The organism is Variovorax sp. PBS-H4, assembly GCF_901827205.1.
GTDB lineage: Bacteria > Pseudomonadota > Gammaproteobacteria > Burkholderiales > Burkholderiaceae_C > Variovorax.
This window is the reverse complement of record NZ_LR594675.1, coordinates 6,021,729-6,045,138: the sequence shown is the minus strand read 5'-3', so window position 1 is coordinate 6,045,138 and position 23,410 is coordinate 6,021,729. Positions and strand designations below refer to the sequence as shown.

The window sequence follows — 23,410 nt, the reverse complement described above, 5'->3', positions numbered from 1 at the left end:
GACATGAACGGTACGCTGAACCTGGATGCGCGGCAGCGCGCAATGCTCGACGAGATGGGCATCAAGCTCTGGTGGCCCGCCGTGGCGCCTGTGGATGCACCGGCAGCCGTGCAGGCGGCTCCGCCGCGCAACGCGCCCGACGAAGCCGTCACGGCAGCGCCTGCAGCCGTCCGCGCCGTGGTTCCGACGCCGGCTCCGGCTCCGGTTCCGGCGCCGGTTCCGAGTTCCGCGCCACCGGCCGCGGCTCGCCCGTCGGCCGCGCCCTCGGGCGCAAGCGTGCTGATCGAGGCGACGCGCCGCCTCTACGGCCCCGAAGCGGAGGGCGGCTGGCTGATCGTCGCCGACATGCCGCCCGAGTTCGACGGCCGCCATGGCGAACCCTTCTCCGGCGATGCCGGCCGCCTGTTCGAGGCGATGCTGCGCGCGCTGCAATTGCATGGCGGTACGGCTCCCGTGCGCCTGATGCGCACCCACCGCGGCGTCGCCTCGGGCCAGCCGGGCAGTCCGCGTCCCATCGCCGAAGGATGGGCCGATGCGGCGGCGGCGCCGCAGGTGGTGCTGGCGATGGGCCCGCTGGCCGCACAGAGCCTGCTGCAAAGCGCCGAGCCGCTGGGCCGGCTGCGCGGCCGGCCGGCGCGCGTGGCCATGCCAGGGTGGGAGGACGTTCCCGTCGTCGCGACCTACCATCCGGCCTACCTGCTGCGCAATCCGGCGGACAAGGCCCGCGCCTGGGCCGACCTGTGCCTGGCCGCGGCGCAATTCCAGCCGCCGCCGAACTGAGCCCGCACGGGCGGCGCCTAGAATTCCGCCCCATGATCTTCCTGGACAAGCTGCGCGCCGCCGAGCGCCGCAACGGCTCGCTGCTGTGCGTGGGCCTCGACCCCGAACCCGCCAGGTTCCCCGCCCGCCTGAAGGGCGATGCCAGCAAGATCTACGACTTCTGCGCCGCCATCGTCGACGCCACCGCCGACCTCGTGATCGCCTTCAAGCCGCAGATCGCCTACTTCGCCGCGTACCGCGCCGAAGACCAACTCGAAAAGCTGATGGAGCATCTGCGCCGCAATGCCCCCCAGGTGCCGGTGATCCTCGACGCCAAGCGCGGCGACATCGGGTCGACTGCCGAGCAGTACGCGCGGGAGGCGTTCGAGCGCTACGGCGCCGACGCGGTCACGCTTTCTCCCTTCATGGGCTTCGATTCGGTCGAGCCTTACCTCCGCTACGAAGGCAAGGGCGCCTTCCTGCTGTGCCGGACCAGCAATCCGGGCGGTGACGACCTGCAGGCCCAGCGTCTCGCCGGCATGGAAGGCCAGCCCTTCCTGTATGAACACATCGCGAAGCTGGTGCAGGGCCCCTGGAACTTGAACGGCCAGCTAGGCCTGGTGGTGGGCGCGACCTACCCGGCCGAAATCGAGCGGGTGCGCGCGCTGGCGCCGACGGTGCCACTCCTGATTCCCGGCGTCGGCGCCCAGGGCGGCGATGCGGTCGCCACTGTGCGCGCCGGCTGGCGCGCCGACGCGCCGATCGTGGTCAGTTCCTCGCGCGCCATTTGCTATGCGTCGGCTGGCGAAGACTTCGAGCAGGCCGCACGGAATGAGGCCATTCGTACTCGCGATGGTCTGGAGCAAGCCAAAAACTGAAACCATCCTCGTCGAAGTGGACCACTATCAATTGTGTCCCGTGACGAAAAAAGTCACATTTCGGAACAATTGTCGTCGGTAGTTCCCGGCTTTTTTGGTTCCCTTCAGGCGTTCCCAGCCCGGCACGGCAATTGCCTTGAGCGGCATGGCGTCATACGCCGAGGAGCGAGGAACTCATGGTGGAAGATCTAGCGACCGATCGCGCGCCAGCGATCGACGAGCCGCCGCGCGCGCCTGAAGCGTTCGCAGACAGCCCTTCGGCAGTGGCAGGACCGCGCGGCCCCCTGCCGCTGGCGACTGCCCTAGCCTCCGCGGCGGCGCTCGCCGCCTGCGGAGGAGGTGGTGGAGGTGGTGGTGGCGGCGGAGGCTTCGCGGGGCTGGGCAACGGCGACAGCGGTGGCGCCAGCGGCGAAACGGTCCAGGCCGGCACCCTGTCGCCACTCGCCAGCACGCCGAGCGCACAGACCTACGTCTACAGCCAGGCCAAGACCGATGACGAGGCTGTGCGCTTCCTGCTGCAGGCGCAGTTCTCCGCCTCCGAATCCGAGATCGCCGCGGTGCGCGCCCAAGGCTACCTGCCGTGGCTCGGCGAGCAGATGGACCGGGCACCGGCGCAGACCGGCTGGGCCTGGGTGGCAAGCAAGGCCTACGGCAGCGTCACCAGTGACGACATGATCTGGAACCAGCTCATGACCTCGCCCGACGGCGTGCGCAAGCGCATGGCGCTGGCGCTCTCGGAGATCTTCGTGGTCTCGGCCAACGACGTCAGCTCCAACTGGACCGCCCACATGTTCGCCCAGTACTGGGACATGCTGGCCGCGGGCGTCACGAGCAACTTCCGCCAATTGCTGGAGAGCGTGACGCTCAACCCGGCGATGGGCTACTACCTCAACACCCGGGGCAACCAGAAGGAAAACGCCCAGGGCCGCCAGCCGGACGAGAACTACGCGCGCGAGGTCATGCAGCTCATGAGCATCGGCCTGTACCAGCTCAATGCCGACGGCTCGGTCAAGACCGGCGCCGATGGCGCACCGCTGGAGACCTACGTCCAGGACGACGTCACCCAGCTGGCACGCGTGTTCACCGGCTACGACCTCGACATCCCCGCCGCCGAGCGCAACGCATTCGCGCCGCCGGGCGAGAGCTACACCATCGAAAGCAACGCCTGGACCCAACGGCCCATGGCGCTCATCGCCTCGCGCCATTCGATGCAGGAGGCGAAGTTCCTCGGTGCCACGGTGCCGGCCAACACCGAAGGCAAGGCCGCGCTCAAGATCGCGTTGGACGCGCTGTCCAACCATCCCAACGTCGGCCCCTTCATCGGCCGGCAGTTGATCCAGCGCCTGGTCACCAGCAACCCGAGCGCCGCCTACGTGAAGCGCGTGTCCGACGTCTTCGCCGACAACGGCGCCGGCGTGCGCGGCGACATGAAGAGCGTGTTTGCCGCGGTGCTGCTCGACAATGAGGCGCGCAGCCCCGCGGGTCTCGTGGACCCGAACTTCGGCCACCTGCGCGAGCCGATGCTGCGGCTGGTGCAGTGGGGGCGCACCTTCGGCGTCACCTCGGCAGCCGGCACCTGGAAGATCGGCAATCGCTCCGACGCAGCGAACTCGCTCGGCCAGAGCCCGCTGCGCTCGCCTTCCGTCTTCAACTTCTTCCGGCCTGGCTACGTGCCGCCTTCCAGCGCGATGGCGGATGCGAAGCGGGTCGCGCCCGAGTTCCAGCTGGTCAACGAGACCAGCGTGGGCGGCTACCTCAACACCATGCAGAACGTGGTGCCCAACGGCTTCAACGGCAGGGACGTGGTCGCGAGCTATGCGGCCGAGAAGGCGCTGGTGCTCGATCCGGCCGCGCTGGTGCGCCGCCTGAACCTGCTGATGTCGGCCAACCAGCTCGATGCCGACACCGTCGCGCTGATCACCAACGCCCTGGCCACGCCGGCCGTCACCACGACCAGCAGCGACACCCTCAAGAACAACCGGGTGTACGCCGCCGTGCTGATGGTGATGGCCGCGCCGGGCTACTTGATCCAGAAATAAGGAACGCGCGATGCACCTGATCGATCCCCAGGCTCACACCCGCCGTGCCTTCCTGCGCCGCTCGGGGCAGCTTGCCATGGCCGGCAGCGCGCTGCCCTTCGCGCTCAACCTCGCTGCCATCGGCGAGGCGGCCGCGCAGGCCGCCCCCGGCGACGACTACAAGGCGCTGGTGTGCGTCTTCCTGTTCGGCGGCAACGACTACGCCAACACCGTCGTCACCTATGACGACCCCAGCTACAACGCCTACAGCGCGATCCGCGGCGGCGCTGCCGGCCAGGCCGCAGGCGGCGTCGCGCTGGCCAAGGCTGATCTGGTGCCGACGCTGCTCAGTCCGACGACGCCGCTGCCCGACGGGCGGCAGTACGCGCTGCACCCCGCCATGACCGCGCTGGCGGGCCTGTTCAACACCGACGCGAAGATGGCGGTGCAGCTCAACGTCGGCCCACTCGTGGTGCCGCTCACGCGCGCCCAGTTCAACAATAGCAACAAGAAGCTCTACCCGCAGCCGCCGAAGCTGTTCTCGCACAACGACCAGCAGTCGACCTGGCAGTCCTCATCACCCGAGGGCTCGACCGTGGGCTGGGGCGGCAACATCGGCGACCTGGTGCTCACGCAGAACAGCAACGCGCTGTTCACCTGCATGTCGGTCGCGGGCAACGCGGTGTTCCTGTCGGGTGACGCGGCGCTGCAGTACCAGGTCAGCACCGGCGGCGCGGTCAGGATCGGCAGCGTGACCGGGGGCAACGTGTACGGCTCGAGCTCGGTCAAGGCTGCGATGGCGCAGCTGGTGCAGCAGGCGCGCGGCCATGCGCTGGAGAACGAATACAACCGCATCACGAAGCGCGCGGTCGATGCCGAAGGCAGCATCACCTCGGCCATCGGCGCCGCCTACGCGGCGGGCACCTTCCCCGACACCGGGCTCGGCCGCCAGCTCGCGATGGTCGCACGGCTGATCCGCGGCCGCGCCACGCTGGGCACCCGGCGGCAGGTGTTCTTCGTCTCGATGGGCGGCTTCGACCTGCACGACAACCTGATCGCCAATCAGCCGGGCTTGATGAAGCAGCTGAGCGACGCCATGGCGGCCTTCTACCGCGAGACGGTCGCGCTCGGCATGGCCGACAAGGTCACCGCCTTCACCGCCTCCGACTTCGGCCGCACGCTGGCTTCCAACGGCGACGGCTCCGACCATGGCTGGGGTGGTCATCACTTCGTCGTCGGCGGCGCGGTGAAGGGCAAGCAGGTCTACGGCACGCCACAGGTCGTCAGCATCAACAACGACTCGAAGCTGCCCGGCTACGAAGGCCATGTGGGTCAGGGGCGGCTGATCCCTTCGACCTCGGTCGACCAGTACGGCGCCACGCTGGCAAGCTGGTTCGGCGTGCCCGCCGGGAGCCTGGAGAACATCCTGCCGAACCTCAGGAACTTCGGCGGCAACGTGAACGGGATCAACTACCCGAAGAACGTCGGATTCCTGGCCTGACCAGACTCTTTCCAGGCCCCCCCGCGATGCCATACTGAGTTCCCGCATTTCCAACGGAGACTCCGATGAACTACCAAGGCAGCTGCCATTGCGGCCGGATCGCTTTCGAGGTCGAGGGCGAGATCCAGGGCGCGATGGCGTGCAACTGCTCGATGTGCCAACGCAAGGGTTCCCTGATGTGGTTCGTGCCGCACGACAAGCTCGTGCTCAAGACCCCGCCCGAGGACATGAGCACATACTTGTTCAACAAGCACGTCATCTCGCACCGCTTCTGCCCGGTCTGCGGCATCCACCCCTTTGGCGAGGGCACCGACCCGAAGGGCAACAAGATGGCGGCCATCAATATCCGATGCCTCGAGGGCATCGATCTCGAGTCGGTGCCGGTGCAGCATTTCGACGGGCGCTCGAAGTGAGCCCTCCCGAGCTCGAGGCCTATCTTCACGCACACATCCCCCTTGTCGAAGGCCATGCAGGTGAGCGTGCTGACGGCCGACGATGCAGCCGTCGTGCTCGCGGCACCGCTGGCGCCCAACATCATCCACCGCGAGAATTCGTTGCGCTGGGCGCATCGGCGGCCTGAAACCCCCGTTGCCTTCCGTCGGCTGCGGCGCCACAGTACGCCGACCATGACGATCTCCCCCTTCCCGCTCGAGGGCGGCTGCACCTGCACGGCCGTGCGCTACCGCATGACCACGCGCCCGCTCTTCGTCCATTGCTGCCATTGCCGCTGGTGCCAGCGCGAGAGCGGCAGCGCCTTCGCCCTCAACGCCATGATCGAGGCCGACCGCCTGCAACGGCTGCAGGGCGAAGTCGAGCTGGTGCTCACGCCCTCGCTGAGCGGCAAGGGGCAAAAGATCGCGCGCTGCCCGCATTGCCGCGTCGCGCTGTGGAGCCACTACGCCGGCGCCGGCGAGGCCGTGTGCTTCGTGCGCGTGGGCACGCTCGACGCACCCGACCTCCTGCCGCCCGACATCCACATCTTCACCTCCTCGAAGCAGCCCTGGGTCCAACTGCCGCCCGGCGTGCCCGCCGTGCCCGAGTACTACCGCAGCGCCGACTACTGGCCGGCCGAGAGCCTGGCGCGCGGCAAGGCGCTGAAGGCGGCACGAACCGCGACCGGCGGCTGAGCCGGGCCGCTCAGAGCCGCGTCGCGCCCAGCCGCTGCGAAACCTCGCCGGCGCAGCGCTTCAGTGCCTGCGCGACCGGCCCTTCCCAACTGGCATCGAAGACCGCCGTGGTCCCGATCGCCGTGATCGCCAACGCGATCGCGCCGGTGTGGTCGAACACCGGCGCCGACATCGCGCTCACCCCCGGCACGATCTCGCCATCGGAGCGGCTCATGCCGTGTTTGCGCACCGCGTGCAGCTGCGCCTCGAATCCCTTCCAGTCTGGCAGCGGCGGCGCCGGCGGCATGCCGACGTGGCTCTCCGGCTGGGCGCTGCTCCTTTCGCGCCGCCGCTCTTTCTCCAGCATGCGCTTGACCTCGTCGGCCTCGAGGTAGGCCGCGAACAGCCGGCCCGAAGCCGTACTGGTCAGCGAGAACACCGTGCCATGCCGCATGCTCACATGCAGGGCGGCCGGCGACTCGGCCACCCGCACGATGGTGGCGCCGCGATCGCCCCACACCGCGATCGCCGTGGTGTGGCCGATCAGCTGCGCCAGCGCGGCCACGAGCGGCGTGGCAAGGTGCACCGGATCGGCCTGCTGCAGGCTGATCAGCCCCAGTTGCAAGGCGAGAGGACCGAGCAGATAGTGGCCACTGGCGCGGTCCTGCTCGATCAGCCCGAGCCGGCTGAAGCTGACCAGGTAGGGGTGCGCCTTGGCGGGCGACATGTCGGCCTCCCGCGCGAGATCCTTCAACGCCATCGGCCGGCCGTGGTGCACCAGTGCGCGCAGCAGCTGGCCGCCCACCTCGATGCTCTGGATGCCGCGCTGCGCGCGATCACTGTTGTCAGTGGCCATGACCCTTTCGCCGTTTGTTCATGCAGAAGGCATTAGACATGAACGGAAAGCCGGACTACACTTTGCGCCGTTCGTTCCCTGCGAATCAGTTCAACTTAGACGAATTCCCATAAGGAGACCCCCGATGAGCCAGACCAAGGTTTTCGCGAGCCAGGCCGACCTGGAAGAAAAGAAGATCACTTTCAGCCAGATCTCCGAGCACGCGTGGGCGTACACCGCCGAGGGCGACCCCAACACCGGCATCATCATCGGCGACGACGCCGTGCTCGTGGCCGACACCCAAGCCACCCCCGCCATGGCGGCCGACGTGGTGCGCCGCATCCGCGAGGTCACCGACAAGCCCATCAAGTACGTCGTGCTCACCCACTACCACGCGGTGCGCGTGCTGGGCGCGAGCGCGTATGAGCCGCAGGAAATCCTCGCAAGCCAGGACACCTACGACCTCATCGTCGAGCGCGGCGAAGCCGACAAGGCCAGCGAGATCGGCCGCTTCCCGCGCCTGTTCCAGAACGTCGAGACCGTGCCCCCGGGCATGACCTGGCCGACCATCACCTTCAGCGGCAAGATGACCGTGTGGCTCGGCAAGCTCGAAGTGCAACTGATCCAGCTCGGACGCGGCCACACCAAGGGCGACACAGTGGTCTGGCTGCCGGGCGAGAAGGCCCTGCTGTCGGGCGACCTGGTCGAGTTCGATGCCACGCCCTACGCCGGCGACGCCTACTTCCAGGACTGGCCGAAGACGCTGGACAACATCGCCGCGCTGGGCCCCAAGGCGCTGGTGCCCGGCCGTGGCGCCGCGCTCACCACGCCCGAAGAAGTGGCCAAGGGCCTGGCCGGCACGCGCAGCTTCATCGCCGATGTCTACGAGAGCGTGCAGGCCGGCGTGAAGGCGGGGCGCGACCTCAACGCCGTGTATCGGGAGACCTACGCGAAGCTGAAGCCCAAGTACAGCCAGTGGGTGATCTTCGACCACTGCATGCCCTTCGACGTGAGCCGCGCCTACGACGAAGCGTCGGGCCACCGCGATCCGCGCGTGTGGACGGCCGAGCGAGACGTCGAAATGTGGAAGGCGCTCGAAGGCTGAGCGGTTTCTACGGAGGCAAGACCGTGGACGCATCCGCTCCCGTCGACTACCAGTCGCTGCGCTTCGACTACCGCCGCCACCCCGACCAGGACGCCGCAACGCCTGCGCGTCATCCCGTGGTGGTGGTCGGCGCGGGGCCGGTCGGGCTCGCGCTCGCCATCGACCTCGCGCAGCAGCAGGTGCCCGTCGTCCTGCTCGACAACGACTGCACGCTTTCCACCGGCTCGCGCGCCATCTGCTTCGCCAAGCGCACGCTCGAGGTCTTCGACCGCCTGGGCTGCGGCGAGCGCATGGTGGCCAAGGGCGTGTCGTGGAACGTGGGGAAGGTTTTCTTCCGGGACGAGCAGGTCTATCGCTTCGACCTGTTGCCCGAGCCCGGCCATGAGCGGCCTGCCTTCATCAACCTCCAGCAGTACTACGTCGAAGGCTACCTGGCCGAACGCGCCGCCGAGCTGCCGCTGGTGGACCTGCGCTGGAACAACAAGGTGGTGGGGATCGACAACGGTGCCGATGGCGTGCTGCTGCAGATCGAGACGCCCGAGGGCTTCTACCGCCTCGCCGCCGACTACGTCGCGGCCTGCGACGGCTCGCGCTCCAACCTGCGCCAGCTGCTGGGCCAGGAGGCCAAAGGCCGCGTGTTCCGCGACCGGTTCCTGATCGCCGACATCCGCATGGATCTCGACCGCCCGCCGCCGGGCCGCCCCAAGGCGGGCGAGCGCCCCCTCGGGGGGCAGCGAGGACACGAAGTGCCGAGCGTGGGGGCCGAAGCCCTCAACGAGCGCCGCTTCTGGTTCGACCCGCCCTTCCATCCCCACCAGAGCGTGCTGTTGCACAAGCAGGCCGACGCCATGTGGCGCGTCGATTTCCAGCTCGGCTGGGATGCCGACCCCGTGGAAGAGCGCAAGCACGAACGCATCACCCCGCGCGTGCGTGCGCTGCTCGACAGCATCGGCTTCGAACGTGTCCAGTTCAGCATCGGCTGGGCTAGCGTCTACACGTTCGCCTGCCAGCGCATGGAGCGCTTTCGCCACGGCCGCGTGCTGTTCGCCGGCGACTCGGCGCACGGGGTGTCGCCCTTCGGTGCGCGCGGCGCCAACTCCGGCGTGCAGGACGCCGACAACCTCGCCTGGAAACTGGCTGCCGTGGTCAAGCGCGCGGCCCCGGACGCGCTGCTCGACAGCTACGGCAGCGAGCGCGAGTACGCCGCCGACGAGAACATCCGCAACTCCACCCGGGCCACCGACTTCATCACGCCCAAGAGCGAAGTGAGCCGACTGTTCCGCGACGCGGTGCTCGAGCTGTCGAAGACCCAGCCCTTCGCCCGCGCGCTGGTCAACAGCGGCAGGCTCTCGGTCCCGAGCACCTTGCACGGCTCGCCGCTGAACACGCCCGACGTGGATGCCTTCGAAGGGCGGATGGTGCCCGGCGCGCCGGCTGCCGACGCGCCCATCGTGCGCGCCGACGGCAGCACCGGCTGGCTGCTGCGCGCACTGCCGGCGCGCTTCACCGCCCTGGTCTTCGGCGAGGGCGAGGCCGCTGAGCGCAGCCTTGCCGCCATTGCCGAGGCCGACCGGCCGCTCCACGTCGTGCGCGTGACCGCCTGCGGCGAGGGTGAGCTTGCCGCGCGGCGCTACGACGCGCGGCCGGGCACCGTCTACCTGCTGCGCCCCGACCAGCATGTCTGCGCGCGCTGGCGTGCACCCGGGGCGCAGGCGCTGCGCGAGGCCTTCGATCGCGCCCTCGCCAAAGGCACGGGGAGCCCGTCATGAAGCAGCACGACGAGCTGATCACCGCGCCCAACCTGGACGCCGCCGACGACTTCTACGAAGCCCTGCTGGCGGCGCACGAAGGCCTCGGCACCGAGGAAAGCCACGCGTTCAATGCGCGCCTGGTCCTGGTGCTGGCCAACCACATCGGTTCGACGGCCGTGCTGAAGCGAGCGCTCGCGGCTGCCAGACAAACTGCTCCGGGCGACACACCCGGCACTTGAAGAGGACCCCATCCATGAGCAACGATTCCGCCGCCGAGCGCCGCTACCAGAGCGGCTTTGGCAACGAGCATGCGAGCGAGGCCGTCGCCGGCGCCCTTCCGCGGGGCCGCAACAGCCCGCAGCGTGCGCCCTTCGACCTTTACCCCGAGCTGATCTCCGGCACCGCCTTCACCGCCCCGCGCCACGAGAATCGGCGCAGCTGGATGTACCGGCGCCAGCCCTCGGTGGTGTCGGGCCGCTACGAGGCTTATGCGCAGCCCACCTGGCAGACCGGCCCCGACCGTGGCGTCGCGCTGGCGCCCGAGCCCATGCGCTGGCATCCGATTCCCTTCATTGAAGCCGAAACCGACTTTGTCGACGGCATGCACACCCTGGCCGCCAATGGCGACGTCGAGGCGCAGCAAGGCGTGGCCGCCCACGTCTATCTTGCGAACAAGTCGATGCAGCGCCGCGCCTTCGTCAATGCCGACGGCGAGCTGCTGGTCGTGCCGCAGCAGGGCCGGCTGCTCATCACCACCGAAATGGGCGTGCTCGACGTCAAGCCCGGCGAGATCGCCTTGCTGCCGCGAGGCGTGGTCTTCAAGGTCGCGCTGCCGGATTCGGAAGCCGGCGCCGGCCCCTCGCGCGGCTACGTCTGCGAGAACTACGGCGCGCAGTTCCGCCTGCCCGAGCTGGGGCCCATCGGCTCCAACGGCCTGGCCAACGCACGCGACTTCCAGGCCCCTGTCGCCGCCTTCGAGAGTGAGACCGGTGGCTACGAACTCGTCAAGAAATCCGGCGGCCGCCTCTGGCGCGCGCCGATGAAGCACTCGCCCTTCAACGTGGTCGCCTGGCACGGCAACCTCGCGCCGGTGAAGTACGACACGGCCCACTTCATGACGATCGGCTCGATCAGCTTCGACCATCCGGACCCGTCGATCTTCACCGTGCTGACCTCGCCCTCGGACACGCCCGGCACCGCCAATTGCGACTTCGTGATCTTTCCGCCGCGCTGGCTGGTGGCCGAGGACACCTTCCGTCCGCCGTGGTACCACCGCAACCTGATGAGCGAATTCATGGGGCTGGTCTACGGCGAGTACGACGCCAAGCCGGGCGGCTTCAAGCCAGGAGGCGCGAGCCTGCACAACGCGATGGTGCCGCACGGACCGGACGAGGAGGCTTTCGAGAAAGCCAGCGGTGCCGAGCTCAAGCCGCAGAAGCTGGACAACACGCTGGCCTTCATGTTCGAGAGCCGCTACCGTTTCATCCCCACCGCATGGGCCCTCCAGAGCCCGGCGCTCGACCACGAGTACGCCGACTGCTGGGCCGGCCTGCAGGACCGATTCAAGCCATGACCCCACTGAACGCCACCCACAACCCTCAGCTGCGCAGCTGGGTCGCCTCCGCCAACCAGGCCGGTTGCGACTTCCCGATCCAGAACCTGCCCTATGGCCGGTTCCGGCCTGCCGGCAGCGGCGAAGCCTTCCGCATCGGCATCGCCATCGGCGACCAAGTGCTCGATTTGAAGGCCACAGGCCTCATCCACACCGACGACATGAACCTGCTGATGGCCAGGAACCCGGCCGAGCGCCAGGCCTTGCGCGCCGCGATTTCCGCTGGCCTTTCCGAAGGCAGCGCAGAGGCCGCCGAGTGGGCCAAGGCCTTGCTGCCGCAGTCGGGCGTCGAAATGACGGTGCCCTGCCGCATCGGCGACTACACCGACTTCTACACCGGCATCCACCACGCCCGGACCGTGGGCAGCCTGTTTCGCCCGGATGCGCCGCTGCTCCCCAACTACCAGTGGGTGCCGATCGGCTACCACGGCCGCGCCTCATCGATCGGGGTGAGCGGCCAGCACTTCAAGCGTCCGAAGGGCCAGACCAAGGCGCCCGACGCCGTCGCGCCGGCCTTGGGGCCGTCGAAGCGGCTCGACTACGAGCTCGAGCTCGGCTTCTTCGTCGCGCAGGGCAATGCGCTGGGCGAGGCCATCGACATCGCCGACGCCGAGGCGCACCTGTTCGGCGTCACCTTGCTCAACGACTGGTCGGCACGCGACATCCAGGCCTGGGAGTACCAGCCGCTGGGCCCTTTCCTGTCCAAGAACTTCGCCACGACGCTGTCGCCCTGGATCGTGACTTCGGAGGCGCTCGCCCCCTTCCGCGCGCCCTTCGAGCGTCCGGCCGGCGATCCGCAGCCACTGCCGTACCTGGACGCGCCGGCCAACACTGCCGCGGGCGCGCTCGACATCGTGCTGGAAACCTGGCTGCAGACGGCCCGCATGCGCGAGGCCGGCGAGGCACCTGTGCGGCTCACGCGCGGCAACGCCCGCGAGGCCGCCTACTGGACGCCGGCGCAGCTGGTCACGCACCACACCGTGAATGGCTGCAACCTGCAGCCGGGCGACCTGCTGGGCTCCGGCACGCTCTCGGGGCCGAAGCCTGAAGAGGCCGGCTCCCTGCTGGAGCTCACCCTCGGCGGCAAACGGCCCATCGAGCTGCCCAACGGCGAGCGCCGCAGCTTCCTCGAAGACGGCGACACGCTGACGCTGCGCGGCTGGTGCGAGCGCGAAGGCGCGGTGCGCATCGGGCTGGGCGAGGTCAGCGGGACGGTCGAGCCGGCGGGTGGCGGCTAGAGGCAAGGGCATTCCTGGTTCTTCTCCGTCTCTCGAGACGGTTTTTCGCCTTCTGCCGCGCGCAGCGTTTGCTCTCGTCCGCTGGCCGAGGGTCTCGCCGCCGTGGTTCCGGCGGTAAAAATCTTCCCGCGTGCTGGCCCGTGGATATGGCTCCATGGGATGCCTGGTCTGCGATCAAAGGCTAAGTTCGTCGTTACACGATTCAGGAAGATCGTGGCAGCAAACGATTCCTGGCGTGGATGATGAACCACTCTTCGCTGGCCGAGAGATTGCTTACTCGATTCTCGAAATAAACATTGAGGAATCAATTCCTCGAGGTGAGATGGTCAATGACCAGCCCCATCGGCAATGTCGCGGCCAAGGCCGGCCAAAGCGGGGACACGGCCCAAGTTATCGTGCACGGAACCGGCCGGACCGAAACGTTACAGAGAGACTGCACCCTGTACGAAAGACGGTTCCATGACAAGAGATGACCAGTCGCGATTTGAGTTCACCACGCTCGTGGAGGGCCTGTTTCGGGAATCGGGCGAAGACGCACCCATCCTGCTTCAAGACACCCATGAGCCTGCGGTTTTGGATTTGAGACTCCACGGAACCGACTTTGTCCTTGGACATGATCCCGATGGCCGCGCAGAAGAAATCTTCGTTGAAGTCTCCCTCGGGCCCCTGCCTCAGGAGGATGTCGAAGCGGCCATGCGGAAATTGCTGACTCCCGTCAGACATCTCGTTCATGGAACGCGCGTGGCAGCGATCGGCTTCAACCCCGACGACAAAGTGGCGACCTGCGGATTCCACCTGCCACTTCACGGAATGGAGCCCAGCGCACTTGTTGAAATCCTCATGAGCGCTTCGCAATTCCCCAGCGGGTGGCGCGAAGCTGGTTTTGTGCAAGGGCCGCAATACCGCCCTTGCCGTCCGCAGTTCAATGACGAATCGTTCCGCGCTTGTCGCGCGAAATTCATTTCCTTGGTGGAGAAGACACGCAAGAGGTGCGATTGGGCGATCCCGTTGCGGACGACGAACGATCAGACCTTGAGTTTCGCGTTTGACGTCCATGACATACCCATCGCACTGCTGCACGGCAAGGAAGATGGACCGGAGACTTTCGAAATTCGCTGCTCGTACGGGCCCGTATCACATCGGGATGCCGAAGCGGTCTTGCTTCGTCTGCTCGAACTGAACAGATTTCACTCTGCCGAGGGGCAGATCACATTGCATTTTGACCAGGAGGCGAACCTGGTATTTGCAAGCCACTTGGGAGCGCTCGACCTCGAGGACGACAGGACGCTTTCTGGAACCATGCAACAACTGGCCCTGTCCGCAATGATGTGGAGACAGTCCTCCCACACGGATTCCAGCCATCCCGCTTGGACTTTGGCGCCCCATCCTGGTTCAGCAGCAATGCCCTCCAATCATTTATCACACCCATCAGAATGGAATAATGTATGAATCCCATCCAAGTACAGCGTGTCCGAATCCAGCAGGAGGTCAATCGACTAGCTGCTCAAGTAGCGGCAGAAGGGCTTCCTCCGCGCGAGCCGGAACCTGAGTCCGATGCGGGAATCCTGATGAACATCAGGAAGAAGGAAATGAGTGGTGCCTATCGGCCACGGGATCCCTTGGAATCGATCTTGGACGCGCGAAACGGCGTCCGGTTCACCCCGCTTGCAAACTACAAGGAGCGAGTGGAGCGCATCACCGATATTCCCAGTCTCCGCTCGAAAGAGAAGATCCTCGAGAAGGCTCTGGAGAGTGCCCAGGCTGAATACACAAGGCTCCCGCCGACAGCGAGCAAGTTCGAACAACTCAGAGTCAGAGCTCGCATGGAGATTTTGTTTACGCAACTCTCGTTGATTCTCGATAGAGTCAAAGCCGTCCTGGCCGAGCATCCCCAGCAAAATGGCCAGGACCTGGACTGGGCTCTACGTTTTATCGACCAACACGACGACTCGCAGCTGACCCACGCGGAAATGCTTCAACATATCCGCAAAGACCTTGAACAGCCCGGTACCCAAGGCCATCGCGGTTTGCCTCCCGCTGAGCGCCCGGTCAGCACGGCTAATCACATTGCAACTGCGCCCCGTCTTGAAGCGGAGCCGAACGCCCATCGACCCGTGATGGACCCGCCGAGCGAGGCGCAGCGTCTAACTGAACTCGTCGACCGCTCGAAGAACGACCCTGACGCGGAGACTCCAAAGCGGCTCGAAGCCTTCAGAAACACCTACGCCGAGCTTCATGACCCCAAATCAAAGCACTCACCGGCCTTGAACGAACTCCGGCTATTTGGCCACGCGTACGAAGTTGAGCTGCATAGCTTTGATGCATTCGTCAAAGTGGACGAGGTGTGCGGCATCAACGCCGATCTTAAGTATCACGCCCTGAAAACCCTCGGAGCTGCAGTGAATGAGTTCTTGCGGACCGGATACTGGGACAAGGAGAGGATCAAAGAAAACGTCGAGTCCGCGGTCCGTTTACGCTCGATATCCATGAGCGATTGGGAGCGGCTTGAATCCGAAATACGCCTCCTGCGTTCGCCGCGCGGAAAACCCGAAGGCATCCAGGCGCAGTCGAACGGCGCCTTTTCCTACGCAATTTCGTAGTGCGCCTGCCGATACTGGGGCGCCTAAAATTTGAGGGGACCCTTGCCGTGAATGTGCTGATCGTCGACGACAACAAGGCCGCTGCCGATCTGCTGCGCGAGCTGCTGACCCTGCAGGATCACGAGGTGCATTGCAGCTACTGCGCGAAAGACGCGATGGACGCGGCAGCCGCCACCGACTTCGATGCGGCCCTGGTCGACCTGGTCCTGCCGGATTTCTCGGGCGCAGAGTTGGCGCGTCGCATGCGCGCCGACCAGGGCGGCAAGCCACTGTTGCTGGTGGCCGTTTCCGGCTACGGCAAGGAAGACTCCGGCGATGCCGCCGCGCCGGGCTTGTTCGACCACCACCTGCAAAAGCCCATCGACTTCGAGGCACTCGACCGCATCCTCGTGCAGCCCGCCGCCCGGTAGCGCCGGGCGCTACGACGCTGCCGCGGAGGCCCGCCGCTTCCCGGCCTCACCCTGATAGCGCTGTCCTGACCACGCCTTGATGCACTCCAGCAAGGCTTCGGGATCGGCCGGCTTGACGAAGTGGTGGTCGAAGCCCGCGCCGATGGCGGCCGCGCGATCCTCGCTCTGGCCATAGCCTGTCACCGCGATCAGCAGGGCGCTGGCCAGTTCGGGCATGGCGCGCATCCGTCGTGCGACCTCGTAGCCGTCGAGCAGCGGCAAACCGATGTCCAGCACCACCACGACGGGGCCGTGCATCGCGGCGGCGCGCAGCGCCTCCTCGCCGTCGTGGGCTGTGCGGACCACATGGCCTTCCAGTTCGAGCATCGCGGCAATCCCGGTCGCTGCGTCGTGGTTGTCGTCGACGACCAGGATGTGCAGGCCCTCGCTGCGCGACGCTGCCGCCGCGGGCAGGGGCGCGGCCGGGTCGGCAGGCTGCACTGCGCCGACACGTGGCAGCCGCAGCCTGAACTCGGAGCCGCGGTCCCGGCCTTCGCTGAAGGCCTCGATCCGGCCGCCGTGCATTTCGGTCAGCCGCCGCGCCAGCGTCAGCCCGACGCCCAGGCCGCCCTGCGCCCGGTCGAGGCCGCGTTCCCCCTGCTCGAAGAGCTCGAAGATGCGGGGGAGCAGCTCGGGGTCGATGCCGATGCCCTGGTCGCGCACCGAGAGGACGACCTCGTCCTCCTCGAGCCAGCAAACCATGTCGATGCCGGTGCCCTCGGGGCTGTATTTGGCCGCGTTGTGCAGCAGGTTGGCGATCACCTGCGTGAGTCGGGCCATGTCGCCCAGCAGCCATGCCGGCTGCTGGGGCACCACCACTGCCAAGGCCTGGCGGCGGCCGTCGACGAAGGGCTGCACCGTCTCGACGCTCTGGGTGATGACGGTGCTCAGCTCCAGGGTTTCGTGCTTCAGCACGATCTTGCCCTGGCTGATCCGCGCCACGTCCAGCAGTTCCTCGATCAGCCGTGTCAACTGCTTGAGCTGCCGCTCGGCGATGTCCAGCGCCCAGGCCACCTTCGGGTGCGGCGCGGCGACGCGACGGATCACCTGCACCGCCGTGTGGATGGGCGCCAGCGGGTTGCGCAGCTCGTGCGACATCATCGCGAGGAACTCGTCCTTGCGCTTGTTGGTGCGCTGGAGCTCCTCCTGTGCGGCCTGCCGCTCCAGCATCTCGCGCTGGAGCACGAGGTAGAGGCGTGCATTCTCGAAGGCGGTGGCGGCCCGCGCGGCCAGTTCCTCGAGCAGCGCGGCCTCAGGGGCGCCGCGCTCGCCCGTGTCGCTGCGTGCGACCAGGACCACGCCCAGCATGCGCTCGCCGAAGATCAGCGGCACGGCCTGCGCCGAGCGCAACGGCGGGAAGGCATCGCCTGCCTTCGTCAAGCCGAGGGCAGCGGGCGTGAGCGTCGCCAGCGCCGCCTCGTCGAGGCGGGTGGCCCGGCGCTCGCCCACTGCGCCGCTCAGCGCGGTGTGCACGCGCTCGTCGAGCCGCGAGCCGAGTCCGGTCGACAACTGCAACTTCGCACCGGGGGACTGGGCCGCTGCCACCATCTCCCCGGTTCCGAGGTCCGGGTCGGCCAGGAGCACGACGGCCAGCGATGCCAGCTCAGGCACCAGCAGCTCCGCCAGCTCGCGCATCGCGACGCTGATTTGCAGCGAGCCGCTGAGCACCCGGCTTGCATGGGCCAGGAAGGCCGAGCGCCGGTCGTTCTCTTCGGCGACGCGACGCGCCGCCTGCGCCGCCATCACGGCCGCGCGCGCATCGGCCTGGCGCCGGACTTGTCGCCGCATTTGGTGGAGCGCGACGAAAACCGAGACTTTGCTGCGCAGGATCTCCGGCACCACCGGCGACAGGATGTAGTCCACCGCGCCCAGAGAGTAGCCGCGCGCGGTCTGCATCTCGTCGGCGTAGGAGGTGATGAAGATGATCGGGGTGTGCGCGCAGCGGCGGTGCTGGCGGATCAGCGTCGCGGTCTCGAAGCCATCGATGCCCGGCATGTTGACGTCCAGCAGGATCACCGCGAAGTCGCGCTGCAGGATCTCGCGCAGGGCGTCGGCGCCCGAGCGCACCAGGACCAGGTTCTGGCCCAGCTCCTCGAGCACCGTGCGGAACACCAGCAGCTTCTCGGGCAGGTCGTCCACCACGAGGATGTCGGCTTTCTCCTCGCCGGCCATGGGGCCGGAGTCCGCGTCCTCGGGCGGCGGCATGAAGCCGTCTTCTATTTGCACAGCCATCCCCTCAGGACCATCAGCAGGTAGGCCGTGTCGACTGGCTTCGAGAGGTAGTCCCAGGCGCCCGCCTCGATGCACTTCTCGCGGTCGCCCTTCATGGCCTTGGCCGTGACGGCCACCAGCGGCAGCTGCTTGCCGCGGGGCAACTTGCGGAGCTCGCGCATGGTCTGCATGCCATCCATCTCCGGCATCATGATGTCCATCAGCACGATGTCGATGGAAGGGTCCTGCTTCACCAGGCGGATGGCGTCACGGCCGTTCTCCGCCGACACGACGGCCATGCCCTGGGCGTCCAGCACGGCCGCCAGCGCGAAGATGTTGCGCATGTCGTCGTCGACGATCAGTACCTTCCGGCCCGCCAGGGAACCAGAGGCCTGGTGCGTCGCCTCCACCGCGCGGCGCTCGCGCTCCGACATCCGGGCCATGCCGCGATGCAGGCTGAAGGCGGTGGCGTCGATCAGCGCTTCGAGGGACTCCGCGACCCGCATCACGGCGCCCGCTGGACCATGCTCCCAACCTGGCACGGGACCGCCGGGCGGCGCGCTGTAGAGGAGCACCGGCAACTGCCGGAGGGCCGCGGGGCGGCTTTCGACGAACTCGGCCACGTCCGTGCGGCCGAGGCCGTCCAGGCTGCCGTCCGTCGCGAAGGCGTCGATGTCGCCGAGCCCGAGCGAACGCCGCACCGCATCGGCACTTTCTGCGATCACGACATCGATGTCGGCGCGGGGCAGGGCGGCCACATAGCTGTCGCGCAAGGCGCTCGGCTGCATCGCGATCAGAAGCTTGCGCCTCGAGGTCTCGACGAAGCGGTTCAACTGTGCCAGCGCTGCGTCCACCTCGTCGATCGACTGCAGCGGCTTGGCGAGGAAGCCGACGGCGCCGGATTCCATCGCGCGTTCGCGCGAGTCGTCGGTCGACACCACGCAGATCGGGATGTGCCGGGTCGCCAGGTCTGCCTTGAGGCGTTCCAGGATGCGCCAGCCCTCCATGTCGGGCAGGTAGATGTCGAGCGTGATGAGCATCGGCCGGTGGTCGCGCGCAAGCGCCAGCGCGCCCGCGCCGCTCGGGCTCACCAGGCCCTTGTAGCCAGCGCGCCGTGCCGCCTGCAGCAGCATCCTGGCGAAGGCGAGGTCGTTCTCCACGACCAGCAGCACCTTCTCGCCCGGCAGGATGTTGTCGCGATCGTCTTCGGCAATGTTGAGCGAGGACAGCATCTCGCCCGTGGCTTCCTGCTCGACATGCGGCGTCAGGGCCGGCTCGTCGGCGGAGAGCGCGCGGCGAGCCGGCTTGCGCGCTTCGCTTCGCGACTCGGCGGGCCGGTCATGCCCCGCCGCGGCGGACCGGCCGAGCCGGGTGCCGCGCGGCGAGCTGTAGCTTTGCGGCAGGTACAGCGTGAAGGTGCTGCCCTGCGCCGGCGCACTCGCCAGCCGGATCTCGCCGCCCAGCAGGCGTGCCAGCTCGCGGCTGATTGCCAGGCCCAGACCGGTGCCGCCGTACTTGCGGGAGGTCGAGCCGTCCGCCTGCTGGAAGGCCTCGAACACGATCTGCTGCTTGTCCGCCGAAATTCCGATGCCGGTGTCAGCCACCGAGAAGGCCATGACCCGGCCGGCTCGGTTGAGGCTCTCGTTGTCGGCCGACCAGCCGCTGTCGACCATCGACACCGTCATCGCCACCGAGCCCTGGTGCGTGAACTTGAAGGCGTTCGACAGCAGGTTCTTGATGATCTGCTGCAGCCGCTTGACGTCCGTCACGATGGTCTCGGGCAGCGGCCCCGCGGAACGGATGTCGAAGTCCACGTGCTTGGCCTCGGCCACGTGGCGGAAGCTGCGCTCCACCGAGCGCTGCAGATCGTCCAGCCTGAGTTCGCTGAGCTCCACCGCCACCGTGCCCGATTCGATCTTCGACAGGTCGAGGATGTCGTTGATCAGCATCAACAGGTCGTTGCCCGAGAGGTGGATGGTCTTGGCGAACTCCACCTGCCGGGCCGTCAGGTTGCCTTCGCTGTTCTTGCACAGCTGGTCCGACAGGATCAGCAGGCTGTTGAGCGGCGTGCGCAGCTCATGCGACATGTTGGCCAGGAATTCGGACTTGTACTTGGAGGTGAGCGCGAGCTGCTCGGCCTTTTCCTCCAGCGCCTGGCGGGCCTGCTCCACCTCCTGGTTCTTGCGCTCGACCTCCTGGTTCTGGTGCACCAGCAGCCGCGCCTTTTCCTGCAGCTCCTCGTTGGTCTGCTGCAGCTCCTGCTGGCGGCTTTGCAGCTCCTCGGCCAGCGACTGCGACTGCGTGAGCAGGTCTTCGGTGCGCATGTTGGCCGAGATGGTGTTGATCACGATGCCGATCGACTCGGTCAGCTGGTCCAGGAAGGCCTGGTGCGAGGGATTGAAGCGCTCCAGCGAGGCCAGCTCCAGCACGCCGCGGACTTCGCCCTCGAAGATCACCGGCAGCACGATCACGTCCATGGCCGCGCCTTCGGACAGGCCGGTCGCGATGCGGAACGCCGTGCTCGGCACGTTGGTCAACAGGATCTTGGTCTTCTCGACCGCGCACTGGCCCACCAGGCCCTGGCCCAGGTCGATTTCCTTGCCGTGCACCGCCTGCCCGCCCGAGGCATAGCTGGCGAAGAGCTTCAGCCGCGGCGTGGCCGTGTTGCTGGTCAGCATGTAGAACTCGGCCTGCTGTGCGCCCACCACGGGCGCGAGCTCGGAGAGGATCAGCTGCCCGACCGTGAGCAGGTCCTTCTGGCCCTGCAGCATGCGGCTGAACTTGGCCAGGTTGGTCTTGAGCCAGTCCTGCTCGGTGTTCTTCTGGGTGGTGTCCTTCAGGTTGCGGATCATCTCGTTGATCGTGTCCTTCAGGGCCGCGACCTCGCCGCGCGCCTCCACCGTGATGGAGCGCGTCAGGTCGCCCTGGGTCACGGCAGTCGCCACCTCGGCGATGGCGCGCACCTGGGTCGTCAGGTTGGCAGCCAGCTGGTTGACGTTCTCGGTCAGGCCCTTCCAGGTGCCGGCCGCGCCGGGCACCTTGGCCTGGCCACCGAGCTTGCCTTCGACGCCCACCTCACGCGCCACCGTCGTGACCTGGTCGGCGAAGGTGGCCAGCGTGTCGGTCATGCTGTTGATGGTCTCGGCCAACGCGGCGATCTCGCCCTTGGCTTCGACCATCAGCTTCTGCTGGAGGTCGCCATTGGCCACAGCTGTCACCACCTTGGCGATGCCGCGCACCTGTCCGGTCAGGTTGCCGGCCATGAAGTTGACGTTGTCCGTGAGGTCCTTCCAGGTGCCGGACACGTCGCGCACCTGAGCCTGCCCGCCCAGCCGGCCTTCGGTGCCGACCTCGCGCGCCACCCGCGTCACCTCGGCGGCGAAGGAGGACAGCTGGTCCACCATGGTGTTGATGGTGGCCTTGAGCTCGAGGATCTCGCCCTTCACGTCCACCGTGATCTTCTTGGAGAGATCGCCTGCGGCCACGGCCTTGGTCACGTCGGCGATGTTGCGCACCTGCGAAGTCAGGTTCGAGGCCATCGAGTTCACCGAGTCGGTGAGGTCCTTCCACGTGCCGGCCACGCCCTGCACGTCGGCCTGCCCGCCCAGCTTGCCTTCGGTGCCCACCTCGCGCGCCACCCGCGTCACTTCGGCGGCGAAGGAGTTGAGCTGGTCCACCATGGTGTTGACGGTGTTCTTCAGCTCCAGGATCTCTCCCTTCACGGCCACCGTGATCTTCTTGGAAAGATCGCCCTTGGCCACGGCGGTGGTCACGTCGGCGATGTTGCGCACCTGGTCCGTCAGGTTGCCGGCCATCGAGTTGACCGACTCGGTGAGGTCCTTCCACGTGCCGGCCACGCCCTGCACGTCGGCCTGCCCGCCGAGCTTGCCTTCGGTGCCCACCTCGCGCGCCACCCGCGTCACCTCGGCGGCGAAGGAGTTGAGCTGGTCCACCATGGTGTTGATGGTGTTCTTCAGCTCGGAGATCTCGCCTTTCACGTCCACCGTGATCTTCTTGGACAGGTCGCCGGCAGCCACGGCCTTGGTCACGTCGGCAATGTTGCGCACCTGCGAGGTCAGGTTGCCGGCCATGAAATTGACGGATTCGGTGAGGTCCTTCCAGGTGCCGGCGACGCCCTGCACGTCGGCCTGGCCGCCCAGCTTGCCTTCGGTGCCCACCTCGCGCGCCACCCGCGTCACCTCGGCGGCGAAGGAATTGAGCTGGTCGACCATGGTGTTGACGGTGTTCTTCAGCTCCAGGATTTCGCCCTTCACGTCCACCGTGATCTTCTTGGAGAGATCGCCGGCGGCGACCGCCTTGGTCACGTCGGCGATGTTGCGCACCTGCGAAGTCAGGTTGCCGGCCATCGAGTTGACCGAATCCGTCAGGTCCTTCCAGGTTCCCGAAACGCCCTCGACCCGCGCCTGGCCACCGAGCGACCCCTCGGTGCCCACCTCGCGCGCCACCCGGGTCACTTCGGACGCGAACGAGCGCAGCTGATCGACCATGGTATTGATCGTGTTCCGGAGCGTGAGGAACTCGCCCTTCACGTCCACGTCGATCTTCTTGGACAGGTCGCCCTTGGCCACGGCGGTGGTCACGTCCGCGATGTTGCGCACCTGGTCGGTCAGGTTGCCGGCCATCGAGTTGACGGAGTCGGTCAGGTCCTTCCAGGTGCCGGCCACGCCCTTGACCTTGGCCTGGCCGCCGAGCTTGCCCTCGGTACCCACCTCGCGCGCCACCCGTGTCACCTCGGCCGAGAAGTTGCCGAGCTGCTCCACCATCTTGTTGATGGTCTTGGCGGTGCGCAGGAACTCACCCTCCAGGGGCCGGCCGTCGACCTCCAGCGCCATGCTCTTGGACAGGTCGCCCTGGGCCACCGCGCCGATCACGCGCGCGACCTCGGTGGTGGGATGGACCAGGTCGTCGATCAGGGCATTGACGCACTCGATCGATTCGCCCCAGAAGCCGCGGGTCTCGAACATGGCAGCGCGCTGCTTGAGCTGGCCCTCCTTGCCGACCACCTGGCGCAACCGTACGAGTTCGGCCGCCAGCATCGCATTCTGTTCGACCACGTCGTTGAAGACATCGGCCACCTTGCCGGACAGGCCCGTCCAGTGCTGCGGCAGGCGGATCTCGGCATCCCCTTTGCGAAAGCGGGTCAGCGCGTCGAGCAGGATGGCCATTTCCTCGAGCGACCCTGTCGCGATCGACTTGTCCAGCACGTTCATTTCTTTTTCCTCCGCCCACATGAAGGGGCGTCAAACAGGGGGCTTCAGCCGCAGTTGTAACGGGCAGTGTATCGACGGCGGTCTTGAATCCACGTCAGACAGATCGCACAAAACAG

At 67.2% G+C, this 23,410-nt stretch carries 17 protein-coding genes; 14 read left to right on the top strand and 3 right to left on the bottom strand.

The window, feature by feature from the left end; genetic code table 11:
• Nucleotides 1-3 precede the first annotated feature (3 nt).
• The 6 genes from E5CHR_RS28745 (at nucleotide 4) to E5CHR_RS28720 (ending at nucleotide 6,283) form a co-directional block, all read left to right on the top strand.
• Nucleotides 4-780, top strand: coding sequence for a uracil-DNA glycosylase family protein (locus E5CHR_RS28745; RefSeq protein ID WP_162583173.1), 777 nt, complete (start codon nucleotides 4-6; stop codon nucleotides 778-780).
• A 32-nt stretch (nucleotides 781-812) separates the two neighbouring features.
• Nucleotides 813-1,637, top strand: a complete 825-nt coding sequence (gene pyrF / locus E5CHR_RS28740) for an orotidine-5'-phosphate decarboxylase (protein WP_162583172.1) — start codon at nucleotides 813-815, stop codon at nucleotides 1,635-1,637.
• 176 nt (nucleotides 1,638-1,813) lie between these two features.
• Nucleotides 1,814-3,676: a DUF1800 domain-containing protein gene (locus E5CHR_RS28735; RefSeq protein ID WP_162583171.1), complete on the top strand. Its 1,863-nt coding sequence runs from the start codon at nucleotides 1,814-1,816 to the stop codon at nucleotides 3,674-3,676.
• A 10-nt stretch (nucleotides 3,677-3,686) separates the two neighbouring features.
• On the top strand, nucleotides 3,687-5,156 hold the full coding sequence (locus tag E5CHR_RS28730) for a DUF1501 domain-containing protein (RefSeq protein WP_162583170.1): 1,470 nt from the start codon (nucleotides 3,687-3,689) through the stop codon (nucleotides 5,154-5,156).
• Nucleotides 5,157-5,221: 65 nt separating this feature from the next.
• On the top strand, nucleotides 5,222-5,569 hold the full coding sequence (locus E5CHR_RS28725) for a GFA family protein (RefSeq protein ID WP_162583169.1): 348 nt from the start codon (nucleotides 5,222-5,224) through the stop codon (nucleotides 5,567-5,569).
• Between the two features lie 213 nt (nucleotides 5,570-5,782).
• Nucleotides 5,783-6,283: a GFA family protein gene (locus E5CHR_RS28720; RefSeq protein WP_162583953.1), complete on the top strand. Its 501-nt coding sequence runs from the start codon at nucleotides 5,783-5,785 to the stop codon at nucleotides 6,281-6,283.
• A gap of 10 nt (nucleotides 6,284-6,293) precedes the next feature.
• Here the strand turns inward: E5CHR_RS28720 and E5CHR_RS28715 are convergent, their stop codons facing one another.
• Nucleotides 6,294-7,118, bottom strand: a complete 825-nt coding sequence (locus tag E5CHR_RS28715; protein WP_162583168.1) for an IclR family transcriptional regulator — start codon at nucleotides 7,116-7,118, stop codon at nucleotides 6,294-6,296.
• 124 nt (nucleotides 7,119-7,242) lie between these two features.
• Here E5CHR_RS28715 and E5CHR_RS28710 point away from each other — a divergent pair, with 124 nt between their 5' ends.
• The 8 genes from E5CHR_RS28710 (at nucleotide 7,243) to E5CHR_RS28675 (ending at nucleotide 15,813) form a co-directional block, all read left to right on the top strand.
• Complete coding sequence (locus E5CHR_RS28710; protein WP_162583167.1) at nucleotides 7,243-8,202, top strand: MBL fold metallo-hydrolase; 960 nt, start codon at nucleotides 7,243-7,245, stop codon at nucleotides 8,200-8,202.
• Nucleotides 8,203-8,225: 23 nt separating this feature from the next.
• Complete coding sequence (locus tag E5CHR_RS28705) at nucleotides 8,226-9,971, top strand: FAD-dependent oxidoreductase (RefSeq protein ID WP_162583166.1); 1,746 nt, start codon at nucleotides 8,226-8,228, stop codon at nucleotides 9,969-9,971.
• Nucleotides 9,968-10,192, top strand: a complete 225-nt coding sequence (locus E5CHR_RS28700) for a DUF2783 domain-containing protein (RefSeq protein WP_162583165.1) — start codon at nucleotides 9,968-9,970, stop codon at nucleotides 10,190-10,192. The genes E5CHR_RS28705 and E5CHR_RS28700 overlap by 4 nt, the downstream gene beginning before the upstream one ends.
• Before the next feature lie 14 nt (nucleotides 10,193-10,206).
• Nucleotides 10,207-11,526: a homogentisate 1,2-dioxygenase gene (gene hmgA / locus E5CHR_RS28695; protein WP_162583164.1), complete on the top strand. Its 1,320-nt coding sequence runs from the start codon at nucleotides 10,207-10,209 to the stop codon at nucleotides 11,524-11,526.
• Nucleotides 11,523-12,803: a fumarylacetoacetase gene (gene fahA / locus E5CHR_RS28690; RefSeq protein ID WP_162583163.1), complete on the top strand. Its 1,281-nt coding sequence runs from the start codon at nucleotides 11,523-11,525 to the stop codon at nucleotides 12,801-12,803. Before hmgA ends, fahA begins: the two co-directional genes overlap by 4 nt.
• 459 nt (nucleotides 12,804-13,262) lie before the next feature.
• Entirely contained in the window at nucleotides 13,263-14,252 is a 990-nt protein-coding gene (locus E5CHR_RS28685; RefSeq protein ID WP_162583162.1) for a hypothetical protein, read from the top strand.
• Nucleotides 14,249-15,403: a hypothetical protein gene (locus E5CHR_RS28680; RefSeq protein ID WP_162583161.1), complete on the top strand. Its 1,155-nt coding sequence runs from the start codon at nucleotides 14,249-14,251 to the stop codon at nucleotides 15,401-15,403. Before E5CHR_RS28685 ends, E5CHR_RS28680 begins: the two co-directional genes overlap by 4 nt.
• Nucleotides 15,404-15,450: 47 nt before the next feature.
• Nucleotides 15,451-15,813 (top strand): response regulator, encoded by a 363-nt coding sequence (locus E5CHR_RS28675; RefSeq protein WP_162583160.1) that lies wholly within the window; start codon nucleotides 15,451-15,453, stop codon nucleotides 15,811-15,813.
• Nucleotides 15,814-15,822: 9 nt separating this feature from the next.
• Here the strand turns inward: E5CHR_RS28675 and E5CHR_RS28670 are convergent, their stop codons facing one another.
• Nucleotides 15,823-18,084, bottom strand: coding sequence for a response regulator (locus E5CHR_RS28670; protein ID WP_162583159.1), 2,262 nt, complete (start codon nucleotides 18,082-18,084; stop codon nucleotides 15,823-15,825).
• Nucleotides 18,069-23,294: a HAMP domain-containing protein gene (locus E5CHR_RS28665; protein ID WP_162583158.1), complete on the bottom strand. Its 5,226-nt coding sequence runs from the start codon at nucleotides 23,292-23,294 to the stop codon at nucleotides 18,069-18,071. Before E5CHR_RS28665 ends, E5CHR_RS28670 begins: the two co-directional genes overlap by 16 nt.
• Nucleotides 23,295-23,410: the final 116 nt, after the last annotated feature.